15 protein-coding genes are annotated in these 13801 nt (G+C 56.8%); 9 read left to right on the forward strand and 6 right to left on the reverse strand.

Going from position 1 to position 13801, the window contains the following annotated elements; all coding sequences use genetic code 11:
• The first annotated feature begins 20 nt into the window (after positions 1 to 20).
• Positions 21 to 518, forward strand: a complete 498-nt coding sequence (locus HEQ34_RS06445) for a DUF6456 domain-containing protein (RefSeq protein ID WP_296198895.1) — start codon at positions 21 to 23, stop codon at positions 516 to 518.
• Between the two features lie 9 nt (positions 519 to 527).
• On the opposite strand, the gene HEQ34_RS06450 is transcribed toward HEQ34_RS06445, so the two are convergent.
• The gene (locus HEQ34_RS06450) at positions 528 to 2330 is read right to left on the reverse strand and encodes an ATP-binding cassette domain-containing protein (RefSeq protein ID WP_296198897.1); all 1803 of its coding nucleotides are present in this window, start codon (positions 2328 to 2330) and stop codon (positions 528 to 530) included.
• A gap of 135 nt (positions 2331 to 2465) precedes the next feature.
• Here HEQ34_RS06450 and HEQ34_RS06455 point away from each other — a divergent pair, with 135 nt between their 5' ends.
• The 5 genes from HEQ34_RS06455 (at position 2466) to HEQ34_RS06475 (ending at position 6567) form a co-directional block, all read left to right on the forward strand.
• Complete coding sequence (locus HEQ34_RS06455) at positions 2466 to 3314, forward strand: D-amino-acid transaminase (protein WP_296198899.1); 849 nt, start codon at positions 2466 to 2468, stop codon at positions 3312 to 3314.
• 27 nt (positions 3315 to 3341) lie between these two features.
• The gene (locus tag HEQ34_RS06460) at positions 3342 to 4058 is read left to right on the forward strand and encodes an SIMPL domain-containing protein (RefSeq protein WP_296198902.1); all 717 of its coding nucleotides are present in this window, start codon (positions 3342 to 3344) and stop codon (positions 4056 to 4058) included.
• Positions 4059 to 4138: 80 nt separating this feature from the next.
• The gene (locus tag HEQ34_RS06465) at positions 4139 to 4435 is read left to right on the forward strand and encodes a PepSY domain-containing protein (protein WP_296198904.1); all 297 of its coding nucleotides are present in this window, start codon (positions 4139 to 4141) and stop codon (positions 4433 to 4435) included.
• A gap of 72 nt (positions 4436 to 4507) precedes the next feature.
• Positions 4508 to 5173: a response regulator transcription factor gene (locus HEQ34_RS06470; protein WP_296198906.1), complete on the forward strand. Its 666-nt coding sequence runs from the start codon at positions 4508 to 4510 to the stop codon at positions 5171 to 5173.
• Positions 5174 to 5256: 83 nt separating this feature from the next.
• Complete coding sequence (locus HEQ34_RS06475; RefSeq protein WP_366934845.1) at positions 5257 to 6567, forward strand: HAMP domain-containing sensor histidine kinase; 1311 nt, start codon at positions 5257 to 5259, stop codon at positions 6565 to 6567.
• Between the two features lie 179 nt (positions 6568 to 6746).
• Here the strand turns inward: HEQ34_RS06475 and HEQ34_RS06480 are convergent, their stop codons facing one another.
• Positions 6747 to 7034, reverse strand: coding sequence for a chorismate mutase (locus HEQ34_RS06480; protein WP_296198911.1), 288 nt, complete (start codon positions 7032 to 7034; stop codon positions 6747 to 6749).
• 96 nt (positions 7035 to 7130) lie between these two features.
• On the opposite strand from HEQ34_RS06480, the gene HEQ34_RS06485 reads away from it, so the two are divergent.
• Genes HEQ34_RS06485 through HEQ34_RS06495 form a run of 3 tightly spaced genes read left to right on the forward strand, consistent with a single transcriptional unit; the run spans position 7131 to position 10959 of the window.
• A complete protein-coding gene (locus HEQ34_RS06485; RefSeq protein ID WP_296198913.1) occupies positions 7131 to 8144 on the forward strand; it encodes a polyprenyl synthetase family protein in 1014 nt (337 codons plus the stop codon).
• Between the two features lie 29 nt (positions 8145 to 8173).
• The gene (gene hrpB / locus HEQ34_RS06490; protein WP_296198915.1) at positions 8174 to 10627 is read left to right on the forward strand and encodes an ATP-dependent helicase HrpB; all 2454 of its coding nucleotides are present in this window, start codon (positions 8174 to 8176) and stop codon (positions 10625 to 10627) included.
• 56 nt (positions 10628 to 10683) lie between these two features.
• Complete coding sequence (locus tag HEQ34_RS06495; protein WP_296198917.1) at positions 10684 to 10959, forward strand: ETC complex I subunit; 276 nt, start codon at positions 10684 to 10686, stop codon at positions 10957 to 10959.
• Here the strand turns inward: HEQ34_RS06495 and HEQ34_RS06500 are convergent.
• The 4 genes from HEQ34_RS06500 to HEQ34_RS06515 are packed head-to-tail and all read right to left on the reverse strand — an operon-like array spanning position 10956 to position 13587.
• The gene (locus HEQ34_RS06500; protein ID WP_296198919.1) at positions 10956 to 11474 is read right to left on the reverse strand and encodes an NUDIX hydrolase; all 519 of its coding nucleotides are present in this window, start codon (positions 11472 to 11474) and stop codon (positions 10956 to 10958) included. The genes HEQ34_RS06495 and HEQ34_RS06500 overlap by 4 nt on opposite strands.
• Positions 11471 to 12160 carry a hypothetical protein gene (locus HEQ34_RS06505; RefSeq protein ID WP_296198921.1) on the reverse strand — a complete coding sequence of 230 codons (690 nt, stop codon included), beginning with the start codon at positions 12158 to 12160 and terminating at the stop codon, positions 11471 to 11473. Before HEQ34_RS06505 ends, HEQ34_RS06500 begins: the two co-directional genes overlap by 4 nt.
• 11 nt (positions 12161 to 12171) lie before the next feature.
• A complete protein-coding gene (locus HEQ34_RS06510; RefSeq protein ID WP_296198924.1) occupies positions 12172 to 12957 on the reverse strand; it encodes a TPM domain-containing protein in 786 nt (261 codons plus the stop codon).
• 21 nt (positions 12958 to 12978) lie between these two features.
• Positions 12979 to 13587, reverse strand: a complete 609-nt coding sequence (locus HEQ34_RS06515) for a LemA family protein (protein ID WP_296198926.1) — start codon at positions 13585 to 13587, stop codon at positions 12979 to 12981.
• Positions 13588 to 13801: the final 214 nt, after the last annotated feature.

Below are 13801 nucleotides of genomic sequence, written 5' to 3' on the forward strand. Positions count from 1 at the left end.
ACAGTCAAAGGAGATTATCGATGCCCGCCAAATCCCATTCGAACCGAAAATTTCACGATCCACGCATGTTGGTCGAAAACCCAGTGGCGGAAAGTCGTGCCACCCGGCGCACCGTCACGATTAACCTATCGGAATCGCCACTGTCGTGGCTGCACGCACGTGGCCATTTGTCGAACCGACAAATGTTGGCTGGCGAGACATTACGCGGGGATTATGAATCAGCCGCACTTGGACCGCATGTGACAATGTCGTGGGAGAATGTCCCGCGCAGCCGTCAAAAACGCGGTGCGCCATCGGGCCTGAACCGAACGGAACGGATGATGCAGGCCAAAAGCCGCTTTGACGGCGCGCTGAACGCGCTTGGCCCCGATTTGTCGGATATTGCGTGGCGAGTCATTTGCGTTGGGGAAAGTGTGCCCGCTGCGGAACGTGAAATGTCGTGGCCTGTGCGGTCGGGAAAACTCGTGCTAAAAATCGCGCTAGATCGACTGGCGGCCTTTTACCGCATTCCTGGCTAGGTCCTGACGCTAGAATGTGGAATCCTCGACCATCATCGCGAGTTCGAGCCAACGTTCCTCCGCGGCATCCTTTTCGGCGCGCAGGCTTTCGGTCTTGGTGGTCAGTTCGGCAAAGCGCGCTGGCTTTTGCGTGTACAAAGCCGGGTCGCTCATTTCCTTCTCCGCCGCCGCAATCTCCGCATCGATGTCTGTGATGCGCTTTGGCAGGAGGTCATAGTCGCGCTGGTCTTTGTAGGTCAGCTTGACTTTCTTTAGTGCTGATGGGGCCGCAGAGGCGGGCTCGGTCGAAACGGTTTTTTCGGTCCTCTTGGCGGCGGGCTTGTCCCGCTTGTCGCGTTTTTCTTCCCAATCAGCATATCCGCCGGCGATGATATCGACATGGCCTGAACCATCCAAACCTAGCGTCAAATTGACCGTCCGGTCTAGAAAGTCGCGGTCATGGCTGACAATCAAAACCGTGCCGTCATAATCGGCGATAACCTCTTGCAACAGGTCCAGCGTTTCCAGATCAAGGTCGTTGGTCGGTTCGTCCAACACCAGCAAATTGGCTTCCCTGGCAAATTCTCGGGCGAGCAAAATGCGCGATTGCTCGCCGCCGGACAAGGAACCGATCCGCGCCTCAATCAAGGCGGGGTCGAACAGGAATTCCTTGAGATAACCCTGTACATGTTTGCGAACGCCGCGCACATCGATCCAGTCGCTGCCATCGGCCAACACATCGCGCACGCGTTTTTCGGGCGTCAGCAATTTGCGTTGCTGGTCAATGACGATGCCTGTCAGCGTTGGTGACAGCGTGATGCTGCCCGTGTCGGGTTCAGTTTCACCGGTCAGTATACGGATCAGCGTTGTTTTGCCCGTACCATTTGCGCCGACAACGCCGATGCGGTCGCCGCGTTGAATGCGCAGCGTGAAATCCTTAATAATCGTGCGATCGCCAAAGCTTTTGCAGACATTCTGCGCGCTGATGACCGTTTTGGTTTTGCTGTCGTCGCTTGAAGCAGCGAGCTTGGCCGTCCCTTGCGGGCCAATCATCGCGGCCCGCGCGGCACGCATTTCCCAAAGCTTTGCCAACCGGCCTTGATTTCGCTTGCGCCGCGCAGTGACGCCGCGTTCCAACCAATGCGCCTCAATCTTCAACTTGGCATCCAGACGGTCTGCATTGCGCGCATCTTCGGCAAAGACGCGTTCAGTCCATGCGTCATAGCCGCCAAAGCCGATTTCATTGCGGCGCAGCAGCCCGCGATCCAGCCAGAATGTCTGTCGCGTCAAGCGCGTCAGAAACGTCCGGTCATGGCTGATCACCATGAATGCGCCGCGATAGCGCGTGAGCCATTCCTCCAGCCATTCAATCGCGGCAAGGTCAAGATGGTTGGTCGGCTCGTCAAGAAGCAACAAGTCGGGCTCGCTTGCAAGTGCGCGGCAAATTGCCGCACGGCGTTTTTCTCCGCCGCTTGCGGTTTTCGCTTCGCGATCAAGATTGATGCCCAATTGGTCGGCAATCGCGCGCACCGCATATTCAGGCGGACCTTTTTCACCATGAATGGCAAAATCGATGAGCCGGTCGAAGGCGCTGACGTCGGGGTCTTGCTCCAACATTACGATGTTGGTGCCGGGCACGACGACGCGGTTGCCCTTGTCAGCTTCGACGGTTCCCGCCACCAGCTTCATCAACGTCGTTTTTCCGGCCCCATTGCGACCGATGAGCGCCAACCGGTCGCGCGCGCCGATGAACAAATCCATATCCTGAAACAGCCAGCCGCCCCCTTGCTGGAGCGCGAGATTTTCGAAGGCGAAGATAGGAGGTTGCGACATATGGGCTGGCGGATAGGGGGTAGTACCAGCAGGGGCAAGCCAGATTGTCTAATCAGCATATTTTGTCATTCCCGTTTTCGCGGAAATGACAATGTGGATGTTGACGATGGCTGATGCTTCAAGCAAAGCCCTCACATGCGCACTATCTATCTCAACGGAAGCTACATCCCCGAAACCGAAGGCAAGGTGTCGGTGTTCGACCGTGGTTTCCTGTTTTCGGACTCAGTCTATGAGGTCGTCTCGGTACTCGACGGCAAACTCGTTGATTTCGACGGCCATGTGCAACGCCTCGCCCGATCGCTCAAAGAAATCGGCATCATCGGCGCACCAGGCGCCGACGACTGGCTCGCCATCTGCCGCGAACTGGTTGCGCGTAATCATGTCGAAGAAGGCATGATCTATTGGCAGGTCACGCGCGGCACGCCTGAAGACCGAGATTTTGTGTTTCCGCCCGCCGACACGACGCCCACGGTTCTTGCCTTTACGCAATCGCGCACGCTTGCGGACAACCCGGTGGCGCTTCGCGGGCTTCGCGTAGTGACGATGCCTGATTTGCGTTGGGGCAGGGCGGACATCAAAACAACGCAGTTGCTGTATGCGTCCATGATGAAAAACGAAGCTATGGCACGCGGCGCGGACGACGCGTGGATGGAACGCAATGGCTGGATTACCGAAGGCAGCGCGCAAAACGCGCATATCATCACGCATGAGGGCATTTTGGTCACACACCCACTTAACCGCGAAATCTTGCACGGCATTACCCGTGCATCCGTGCTTCCGCTTGTGGCACAACACATAGAAGAGCGGCCTTTTTCGGTTCACGAGGCGGAGCAAGCCGCCGAGGCCTTTGTGTCGTCCGCCTCAGGCTTTGTGATGCCCGTAGTGCAGATTAACGGGCATATAATCGGCAACGGCCAACCCGGTTCGGTAACCGTTCAGCTTCGCCATGCCTATATGGATTGGGCACGCCGAACAGCAATATAAATGGTTGGCATAAAATGGGAGTTTCACATGCGTAAATTGATTTTGGCAGCGATGCTGGTGACCGGCGGAATGATGGCCAGTGGCGCGATGGCGACTGAGGTGCATGTTACCACCGCCAATCCGGTCATTGACCTAACGATCTCAGAAACGGTCGAAACCCCTCCGGACATCGCCACATTTTCAACGGGCGTTCAAACAATGGCACCAACGGCAAGCGCCGCGGTCCGCGCCAATAATCTGCAAATGGCATCTGTTGTTGCGCGGCTGAAGACGCTTGGCATTGCTGATCGTGATATCCAGACCACACAAATCAATTTGAATCAGCAATTTGACTATCGCGACGGGCAGCAGATTTTTAAGGGCTATCAGGCATCGAACATGGTCAATGCTAAGCTGCGCGACTTGAACAAGCTTGGCGCGTTCCTTGATGCGCTTGCGGTGGATGGCGCGACCAATTTCAATGGACCCAGCTTCGGAATTGATGACGACAGCAGATTTCAGGAAGCCGCCCGGGATAAGGTGTGGGCTTCGGCGATGAACCGTGCGCGCAGCTTGGCACGCAAGGCGGGTTACAATGATATCCGTGTGCTGCGCGTCGAAGAAAATGATCAGGGACGGGGGTTTACACCAATGCCAATGGTTGTGCGTTCGATGGACGCCGCAGCGGAAAAAACCACCCCTATATCGCCGGGCGAACTCAGCGTTGCAGCGAGCATGTCCTTCACATTTGAAATGGTAAAATAATGGGTTTTGGACATCATGCGACGCGAAAAGTGGGTGCCCCATTCACTTTGCGTTCAATGCCGCACGCTTAGGGGGCAAGGATGTTACACCGACTTGTCCTTGTCTCTATGTTTGCAAGCATCGCGATGCTTAGCCCCGTGACGGCCGACCCGCGTCGGGGCGAACAGAATGAGGCGCGGGAGGATATGAAGGCGGGGAAGATAAAGCGTCTTCCCGAAATCGAGGCAATCATTGTGCCACGAATGCGCGGGATGCAGTATCTGGGACCGGAATATGATCCAGTCGCCCAAGTCTATCGTCTTAAGTTCATCAACCGCGACCGGGTGATCTTCGTCGACGTAGATGCTCGAACAGGTAACGTGATACGTCAACGGTGATAGGATTTTGTGGCTGCACAGAAATCTGCTAGCCACATCGATATACAAAAATTGACAATATAAGGGAACGGCATGCGCATCTTGATCGTGGAAGACGAGCCCAATTTGGGCAAGCAGCTCAAGTCAACGCTTGAAGGCGCTGGCTACGCTGTTGACCTCTCGGTTGATGGTGAGGATGGCCATTATATGGGCTTCACCGAAAATTATGACGCCGTCATCCTTGACCTTGGTCTGCCGGAAATTGACGGGCTGACCGTTCTTGACCGCTGGCGCAAGGAAGGCAGGAAATTCCCTGTTTTGGTGCTGACGGCACGTGATAGCTGGTCGGACAAGGTCGCTGGCCTTGATGCAGGTGCCGATGATTATCTCGCCAAGCCGTTCCAGACCGAAGAATTGATTGCACGATTGCGTGCGCTTATCCGCCGTGCGTCTGGCAATGCGTCGAGCGAGTTGACTGTAGGCGATGTCCGGCTGGATACACGTTCGGGCCGTGTGACGCTTGACGGGCAGCCGGTTAAACTTACCGCGCAGGAGTATAAGCTGCTGTCGTACTTGATGCACCACAAGGGCAAGGTCGTTTCGCGGACGGAACTCATCGAACATATTTATGATCAGGATTTCGACCGCGATTCTAACACCATTGAGGTCTTCGTGACCCGCATCCGCAAGAAACTTGGGCAGGACGTGATTTCAACGATCAGGGGCCTTGGCTACAGCCTTGAGGAACCCGTCAGCTGAATCCGCCAGTCGCCATTATGTCCTCACCAAAGCCGCCAACGTGGCGCAGCCAATTCCAAAGCACGGGATCGCTTACGCGCCGGATGATCCTGACGGCAGCTGCGTGGATTACGATTTTGCTGATCGGCGGGGGCGCTGCGCTGGACCGCGTGTTGACCAGTTCGGTCGAACAGAATTTTGATACTCAGATCGAATATGTCCTAACCGCGATGATTGCTTCGGCAGAAATCGGCCCTGACGGCGAAATCCGAATGAACCGCCCACTTGGGGACCAACGATTTCTCGAGCCCAACAGCGGACTTTACTGGCAAATTACTGGCAAAGACGCGATGCCATTTCCCTCTCGCTCGCTGTGGGACCGCGCACTTAGCCCGCCCGCTGGACACAAAGATCAGGCGGTTCATTTTCGTAACAGTAATGAATTTCCTGACGAGCCGCTGCGCATCGCAGAGCGCTCCATAAAGCTTCCGGACTCCGATATCGCTTGGACATTCATGGTGGCGCAGAGCCGCAATAGCCTTGATGCGCAAATTCAGGAATTGCGGTCGGTATTGGTGACAAGCTTCTTTCTGCTGGCGCTTGGCCTCATCATTTTGGCGGCGTTACAGACATTTTATGGACTATGGCCCTTACGTGCCGTCCGTAAAGCGATCGCGCAAATGCGCAGCGGCGAGGAAAGCCGGGTGACAGATGCCTTGCCCGACGAAGTGATGCCGATGGTCAATGAACTGAACGCCTTGCTCGACCATAATGAGAAACAGGCGGAGGAATCGCGCCGTCATGCGGGTAACCTTGCGCACGCGCTCAAGACGCCATTAACGGTCATCATGAATAGCGCGACCGCGCAAGCCCCCGATATATCGGAGACGGTCATTCGCGAAGCCACAACGATGCGGCGTCAGGTGGACCATCATTTGGCCCGCGCCCGCGCCGTTGGCCGCCGGGGCCACAGCCACAGCCGCGCGGTAGTCTGGGGCAGCTTGGAAGCGGTGGAGCGCGCGGTCGGCCGTCTTTATGCGCATGTCCGACTCGATATGGCCGGAGACAAGGCAATTGCCGCACGGGTGGAACGTCAGGATCTGGATGAAATGCTTGGTAACCTGATCGAAAACGCGGCCAAATACGGCGGCGGCAGCGTGTTTGTGACCGTCGAGGATGCTGGCGATTTTGTGGAAATGATCATTGAGGATGACGGACAAGGCATCCCCGAAAGCGAACGTGAACGGCTGTTTGATCGCGGTGCGCGGCTGGATACTGGCAAGCCCGGTACTGGCCTTGGTCTCGCGATCGTCCGCGACGTTGTCGAAATTTATGGCGGGACTGTCGCGTTGGAAAAAAGTGAGGATCTCGGCGGACTTTTGGTCAGACTACGTTTACCAAAAGCGATAAGTTGATTAGGGTCGGGACCACTTAAATCCACCTTCGCGGTTTGAGGCCATACTGTTCAGTGCAAGGCGGCAAGCGCAGGACTTAGCGGTTCTAAGTCCAAGCTTGCCAACGCGGCAATGGACAGTATGGGCCAAATCCGAAGGACGTCTTGACGCCGCCAAGGTGGATTTAAGTGGTCCTGACCCTAACTTCCGTCGCGGATTTGCTGATGATGGCGGATGACTTCGTCAATGATGAAGCGCAAGAATTTCTCGGTGAAATCAGGATCAAGCTTGGCGTCACGTGCCAATTGCCGAAGCCGCTGTATCTGCCGCTCTTCACGTGCGGGGTCGGCGGGTGGCAGCGATGACTGCGCCTTAAACTCCCCCACCGCCTGCGTTATCTTGAACCGCTCGGCGAGCATGAAAACCAGCGCAGCATCAATATTATCAATGCTGTCGCGAAATCGGGCGAGGGTGTCTGCGTCGTTCATTGATGCCATCTGTGCCGATATTGACCGCAACGGACAAGAGGAAATGCGCCATTTGCACTTGCCTATCCATGCGGCGCGCGTCACAGCGATCAGGTTATGACGGCAACTATCCATAAAATCGGCGGACATCAGGCGCCATCGCTTGACCCAATCTTGAAATTGGTCGCTTTGGGTATGAATAAGGTCAATGCGGTTATTCTTGACCGTATGCAGTCCGAAATCCCGCTTATTCCCGAACTGGCTGGCCATTTAATTGCCGGCGGCGGCAAACGAATGCGGCCAATGCTTACCTTGGCCTGCGCGCAGTTGCTGGATTATCCTGGTGATCGTCATCATAAGCTGGCCGCAGCCGTAGAGTTTATTCACACCGCTACCTTGCTGCATGATGATGTTGTCGACGGCAGCGACATGCGACGGGGCAAGACTGCTGCGAACCTGATTTTCGGGAACCCAGCGGCTGTGCTTGTCGGCGACTTTCTGTTCAGCCGGTCGTTTGAGCTGATGGTCGAGGATGGTTCGCTCAAGGTTCTTAAAATCCTTTCAAATGCGTCGGCGGTTATTGCAGAGGGCGAAGTCCACCAGTTGACCGCACAGCGGCAAATTTCGACGACTGAGGAAAAATATCTCGACATCATTGGTTCAAAAACGGCGGCTTTGTTTGCGGCGGCGTGCCGGATATCTGCGGTTGTTGCCGAAAGCGGGGAGGCGCAGGAAATGGCGCTGGATGCCTTTGGCCGCAATCTTGGCATTGCGTTCCAGCTTGTTGACGATGCCATCGACTATGTCTCCGACGGCGCGACCATGGGCAAGGACAGCGGCGACGATTTCCGCGATGGCAAGGTTACGCTGCCCGTTATTCTCGCGCATTGCCGTGGCAACGCCGAAGAGCAGAAATTCTGGCGCGACGCGATGCTTGGCAACCGGGTGAGTGACGCCGATTTGGCCCATGCTCGGGCATTGTTGCGTGCACATCGTGCCATTGACGACACATTGGATCGGGCGCGGCATTATGGTCAGCGTGCAATAGATGCGATTGCGCATTTCCCCGCAGGCGAAGCCAAATTTGCGCTGACTGAGGCAGTGAAGTTCGCAATAGCCCGCGCATATTGACGGATGAAGCGGTGCCGTCCGCGCTTAACATGACCGAAGCATTGCCTGTCATGGCGGTGATGCCCGATTTGCTGGCATCGTTGCGCGCGGCCCCCAACGCCGTTCTTATCGCCCCGCCTGGCGCGGGTAAGACTAGTATGGTCGCGCCCGCCTTGTTGGATGAGCCATATTGCGACGGGCAAATCCTGTTGCTGTCACCGCGCCGCTTGGCCGCGCGCATGGCGGCGGAACGTATAGCCGAAAATTTGGGCGAAACGGTCGGCGGACGGGTTGGATACGCGACACGGCTCGATAGCAAAGTTGGCCCCAGCACACGCATATTGGTGATGACAGAGGGCATTTTTCGCAACCGGATCATTGGCGACCCCGAATTATCGGGCGTTTCTATTGTGCTGTTTGACGAGGTCCACGAACGCAGCATTGATAGCGACTTCGGCCTCGCGCTGGCGTTGGAGGCGCAGGCCGCTTTCCGGCCTGATCTGCGCTTGCTGGCAATGTCGGCGACTTTGGATGGTGCCCGTTTCTCAATATTGATGGACAACGCGCCTGTACTGGAAAGCGAGGGCAAAAGATGGCCTTTGGAATATCTTTATATCGGCCGCAGGACCGAACTGCCGATTGAAACCGATATTGTGCGCATAGTGCGCCAAGCGCTGTCGGAACAGCAGGGCGACATATTGGCATTCCTGCCCGGCGTGCGCGAGATTGACCGTGCCTTTGACACTTTGGGCGATTGCGGATCTGATATCGTTGTGCACAGGCTGCATGGGCAGATTGATCCAGTGGCCCAGCGGCTTGCGGTCCGCCGTGACGCGCAAGGCCGCCGCAAGGTCATTTTCGCCACAAACATTGCTGAGACCAGCCTGACCATTGATGGGGTGCGTGTGGTGGTAGACAGCGGCCTTGCACGACGCGCGCGCTTTGACCAAGCGGCTGGCGTCACGCGGTTAGTCACCGAGCGTGCAAGCCTGTCCGCCGCAACACAGCGCGCCGGGCGTGCCGCGCGCCAACAGGCCGGGGTTGCCTATCGGCTGTGGGAGGAGGCGGGCAATGGAGGTCTGCCGCCATTCGACCCGCCCGAGATTCTTGAAAGCGACCTTGCGCCTGTGTTGCTCGATTGTGCGCGCTGGGGCGAAAATGATCCTGCGAAACTCCGTTGGCTTGATCGGCCACCTGCTGCCGCCGTTCAGCAAGCGCGTAAGCTGTTGATGTCGGTGGACGCATTGGACGCGCAGGGACGGATTACGGCGCACGGAACGACGCTTGCCAACCTGCCTTTACCGCCGAACCTTGCGCATATGGTCGTGACCGCCGCCCATAGCGGGCAAGCGGAGGACGCAGCGATATTGGCAGTCCTGATGCAAGAGCGCGGTCTGGGCGGGCAAAGTGAGGACATTGACGCACGCTATGAACGCTTCGTGCGAGAACGCGGGCCAAAGGCAGAAGCCGCACGCAAGTTGGCGCAGCGTATTGCGCGGCTGTGTAGCGGTAATGGCGGGGTCGAGCCCTTGAGCATCGGCGGCCTGATCGCCACAGCATTTCCTGAGCGCATAACGAAGCGTCGCGACTCCAGGGGCGAGAAATGGATCAGCGCAATGGGTCGCGGGCTTCAGCTTGACCCAGCATCACCTCTCGCACGCGCGGAATGGCTTGCTGTGGCCGATGTGCAAGGCGCGGCATCGGGCGCGCGTATATTGTCGGCGGCGGCGCTGACCGAGCCGGAAATCATGGGTCGATTTGCGCATAGAATCGTCAGTCAGGAAATATTGTCTTACGACAAAAGCGCAGACCGTGTGGAGGCACGCATGCAGCGGCGGCTTGGCGCGATTGTGCTGAGCGAGGGACGCGTTGAAAAACCCGACCCGCAAGTCGTTGCCAACGCTTTGTTAGCCGCTGTGCGAGATATCGGGATCGACGTGCTGCCTTGGTCAGTTTCGGCTCGTGCGCTTCGGGAACGTGCGGTGTTTGCCGGCATTGCGGCGCTCAGCGACGACGCTTTGGCGCACAGCGCGGAACAGTGGCTTCTGCCCTTGCTTGGCAAGGTGAGCCGCTTGCGTGATGTCGCGCCATCGGGTTTGGTGCAGGCGCTGGACAATATGCTTGGTTGGGACGTGCGGACCCGCATTGACCAAATCGCGCCTGCGTCGTTCAAAAGCCCTGCCGGAACCGAGCACAATATCGATTATGCCGCCGAAGCCGGCCCAACCGTCGAATTACGCGTGCAGGCTTTGTTCGGCCTTGATACGCACCCGTTGGTGGGCGTTGACCGCATACCACTTGTTCTCAGCCTAACCTCGCCTGCAGGTCGTCCTATTCAGACAACGCGAAACCTTCCCGAATTCTGGCGCGGAAGCTGGCGAGATGTCGCCAAAGAAATGCGGGGGCGTTATCCAAAGCATAATTGGCCAGACGCGCCGTGGGAAAGCATCGCCAGTCTCAAGACCAAAAAAGCACAAGCGCGCGATACGCCCCGGAACGCTTGACGACTCAGATGCTGTTCGGGCAAGGCGGTGGCGAAATAACCGTCAGGAAATACAATATGTCCGCCCGTATCTTTCAACGCCCTAAAAATGCCATGCAATCGGGCAGTGGACGCCGCGAATGGGTGCTGGAATATGTGCCGGCAGAACCACGCAAAGCCGACCCGCTGATGGGTTGGGCAGGCTCAGGCGATACGCAAGCGCAGGTGCAATTGACCTTCCCAAGCATGGATGCGGCGCGCGCTTATGCGGAGAAAAAGGGCATTGTCGCGACCTTCATCCCAACGCCGCCGAAAACGCTGAAGCTTCAGGCTTATGCGGATAATTTCCGTTAAGCGATCATTCCGGGCAGCATCAGCAGCTTGACGTCCATGACGCAGCCTTCGGCACGCTTTTCCTGAACAAAATGCGGCAAGTCGTCCAAGGCAACGCGGTGGACGATGATATTTTCGCCGTCAACACCGCCGCCTTCACTTACTTTCGTCAAGCCACGCGCGCGGACGAGTGAAAAGCTTTCGCTGACCATGCCTGGTGACGAGAAAAACGTGCCAACGATCTCCAAGTGGTCGGCGCGATAGCCGGTTTCTTCCTCAAGCTCTCGGGCAGCAGACACCAATGTGTCTTCGCCCTCATCATGGTCACCAATCAGGCCAGCGGGTAGTTCAATGCAGCTCGCGCCAAGCGGAACGCGATATTGTTCGACGAGCAGGACATGATCATCTTCCATCGCGAGAATCACCGCTGCCTTGATGCCGCGCGCACGGCTGACATATTCCCATTTTCCGCGCGTCTTCGCCGTGATGAAGCGCCCTTGCCACATCACGGTTTCTTCCTCGTCTTGTTTCATCATAATTCGATGAGCCTGTCGGGTAGTTCGTTAGGATTATTGCTGCCCTTGGGGAAATGTTCGGCCAAAACCACGCCCATTTGCGCCACCGCTGCCGCGACACCAGCGCCTGGATTCCCGGCCTTCACCTGATCCAGCAAGGCGACCATTGCGTCACCCCAAACCTCTGGCGCAACTTTGGAAGCAATGGCTTCGTCCGCGACGATTTCCGCGCGATGCTCTTTCATCGAAAGATACAATAAAACGCCGGTTCGGGCCTGTGTCTTTGACTCCGTTCCAACCTTAAAAAGACTGATCGCACGGTTGCGCACGCGGGCCAGTTTCGTGGCTTTTGGCGTGAGCGCCATGCGCAAGGGTGTCCATTTCAGGATCAACCAAGTTCCGACCCATTTCAACGCAACTGCGGTCACCAGCAGTGCGACATATTCACCCGTTGTATATTCATGACCCCAGCCACCCGAAAGACGGGTAATTAGACCGATGTAAAATTCAGGAAAGGTCGCGTAGATCACCAGCGCAAGGAACGCGACCGCGCTTGCCCAAGCCATTGCAATATCGTCATAATGGTCCGAAAGGTCCGTCACAATCGTAACGATTTCGCCGCTAGTGTGTTGTTCGGCATCGGCGACCGCTGCTGTTACCAGCACATGGTCGGCTGCGCTCATTTGGCTGATTTTATGTATGTTCATATCAAACGTTCCTACCAGCCACCCGACGCACCGCCGCCGCCGAAGCTGCCGCCTCCGCCGCCAAAGCCGCCACCTCCAAAGCCGCCGCCGCCACCGCCGAAGCCGCCACCGCCTCCCCAGATGATCACAGGACCCATGCCGCCGCGCCGGTGCTTGCGCCCGCCACCATTCATGGAACGGAACATCGGTAGGAATACGAAGAAGATCAGGAACAGAACGAATATGATCGCTCCAAAAGGAACGCCCTCATCGCGCCCGCGCGATTCCTGCGCTGCGTTGGCTATCTTGGCGGCTTCATCGGCGGGTAGCTCCAACTGTGTGACGATGCGGTCAACGCCCGCATTGATGCCACCGACATAATCACCGTCTTTAAAACGCGGCGTGATGTCGTTGCGGATGATACTGGAGGACAGACCGTCGGTTAGAACTGGCTCCAGCCCATAGCCCACCTCAATCCGCATTTTGCGTTCATTAGGCGCAATGATCAGGATTGCGCCATTGTCCTTCTCAGTTTCGCCTTTGCCATCCTGACCCAGTGCCCATGCGCGGCCAAGCCGGTAGCCATAATCGGAAATCTCATAGCCTTCGAGGCTGTTCAGCGTTGTTACTACCAACTGACGCTTGGTGCGGGTTTCCAGCCCCGCCAACTTGGCAGTGAGCGCGGCCTCTTGCTGTGGGTCAAGCAGGTTCGCCTGATCCACCACACGGCCAGTCAGTTTGGGAAAATCCTGCGCAACTGCTGCTTGGCCGGTAAGGGCCAGCAGCAGCGCAATCATGAGGCCAAGGGCCTTATTCATGTTCAATTCCCTAAATTAGCCTTAGGCCGCGGGCGCCATATCTAGCGTTGGTGCGGTCTCGGCACCTTGTGTTGTGGCTTGATAGGGAACCATCGGCTTTGCGCCGTGGATGATTTTTGCGCCAATGATATCGGGGAATGTGCGAATGGTGGTGTTATAGCCGCGCACCGCTTCATTATAATCGCGCAGCGTAATACGCACGCGGTTTTCCTGACCTTCCAACTGGTCCTGCAATTTCAAATAGCCTTCCTGGCTTTTCAACTGCGGATATTGCTCGACCGAAACGAGCAAGCGCGACAGGCTGCCCGACAATTGATTTTGTGCGGCCTGAAACGCGGCCATCTTTGCAGGATTGCTTAAGTCGTCAGGGTTGACCTGGATGTTGGGCGCGGTGGCTTGCGCACGCGCCTGTATGACTTCAGTGAGCGTCTTGTTTTCCTGCGCTGCTGCGCCCTTAACGATATTGGCTAGGTTGGGAATAAGGTTAGCGCGCTCTTGAAACGCGGCTTGCACATCGGCCCACTTCGCCTTGGCATTTTCTTCAGCCGTCGGAACGCTGTTGATACCGCATCCGGCTAAGGACGCCGCAGCAACGGGCACCAGAAGAAATTTCAAAAAGGTTATACGCATCTAACGAACTCCTCCACTTGGCATAATGCCTAGAAATCCAGCCCTTAAGGGGCGTGTATTATGTACATAAGGCGCGCTATGGTCTTTCGCAATGACTGCTGTTGTTCGCACGATGAATTTACCAACCGGCTTTAGCGATAAATTTACTTCGCTTTGGCGTTATTATCTGATGTATTGCAGAAGTGGATCCGAGCGGCGCGGCATCAATGTTGCG

The organism is Sphingorhabdus sp. (assembly GCF_023910635.1).
GTDB lineage: Bacteria > Pseudomonadota > Alphaproteobacteria > Sphingomonadales > Sphingomonadaceae > Sphingorhabdus_B.

What these genes read in the sequence shown, in the direction of transcription:
- HEQ34_RS06505 (WP_296198921.1), bottom strand. Translation starts at nt 12,160, where the DNA reads ATGAACATACATAAAATCAGCCAAATGAGCGCAGCCGACCATGTGCTG.
- HEQ34_RS06455 (WP_296198899.1), top strand. Translation starts at nt 2,466, where the DNA reads ATGCGCACTATCTATCTCAACGGAAGCTACATCCCCGAAACCGAAGGC.
- HEQ34_RS06445 (WP_296198895.1), top strand. Translation starts at nt 21, where the DNA reads ATGCCCGCCAAATCCCATTCGAACCGAAAATTTCACGATCCACGCATG.
- HEQ34_RS06475 (WP_366934845.1), top strand. Translation starts at nt 5,257, where the DNA reads ATGATCCTGACGGCAGCTGCGTGGATTACGATTTTGCTGATCGGCGGG.
- HEQ34_RS06480 (WP_296198911.1), bottom strand. Translation starts at nt 7,034, where the DNA reads ATGAACGACGCAGACACCCTCGCCCGATTTCGCGACAGCATTGATAAT.
- HEQ34_RS06460 (WP_296198902.1), top strand. Translation starts at nt 3,342, where the DNA reads ATGCGTAAATTGATTTTGGCAGCGATGCTGGTGACCGGCGGAATGATG.
- HEQ34_RS06485 (WP_296198913.1), top strand. Translation starts at nt 7,131, where the DNA reads ATGACGGCAACTATCCATAAAATCGGCGGACATCAGGCGCCATCGCTT.
- hrpB (WP_296198915.1), top strand. Translation starts at nt 8,174, where the DNA reads ATGACCGAAGCATTGCCTGTCATGGCGGTGATGCCCGATTTGCTGGCA.
- HEQ34_RS06495 (WP_296198917.1), top strand. Translation starts at nt 10,684, where the DNA reads ATGTCCGCCCGTATCTTTCAACGCCCTAAAAATGCCATGCAATCGGGC.
- HEQ34_RS06500 (WP_296198919.1), bottom strand. Translation starts at nt 11,474, where the DNA reads ATGATGAAACAAGACGAGGAAGAAACCGTGATGTGGCAAGGGCGCTTC.
- HEQ34_RS06510 (WP_296198924.1), bottom strand. Translation starts at nt 12,957, where the DNA reads ATGAATAAGGCCCTTGGCCTCATGATTGCGCTGCTGCTGGCCCTTACC.
- HEQ34_RS06470 (WP_296198906.1), top strand. Translation starts at nt 4,508, where the DNA reads ATGCGCATCTTGATCGTGGAAGACGAGCCCAATTTGGGCAAGCAGCTC.
- HEQ34_RS06465 (WP_296198904.1), top strand. Translation starts at nt 4,139, where the DNA reads ATGTTACACCGACTTGTCCTTGTCTCTATGTTTGCAAGCATCGCGATG.
- HEQ34_RS06515 (WP_296198926.1), bottom strand. Translation starts at nt 13,587, where the DNA reads ATGCGTATAACCTTTTTGAAATTTCTTCTGGTGCCCGTTGCTGCGGCG.
- HEQ34_RS06450 (WP_296198897.1), bottom strand. Translation starts at nt 2,330, where the DNA reads ATGTCGCAACCTCCTATCTTCGCCTTCGAAAATCTCGCGCTCCAGCAA.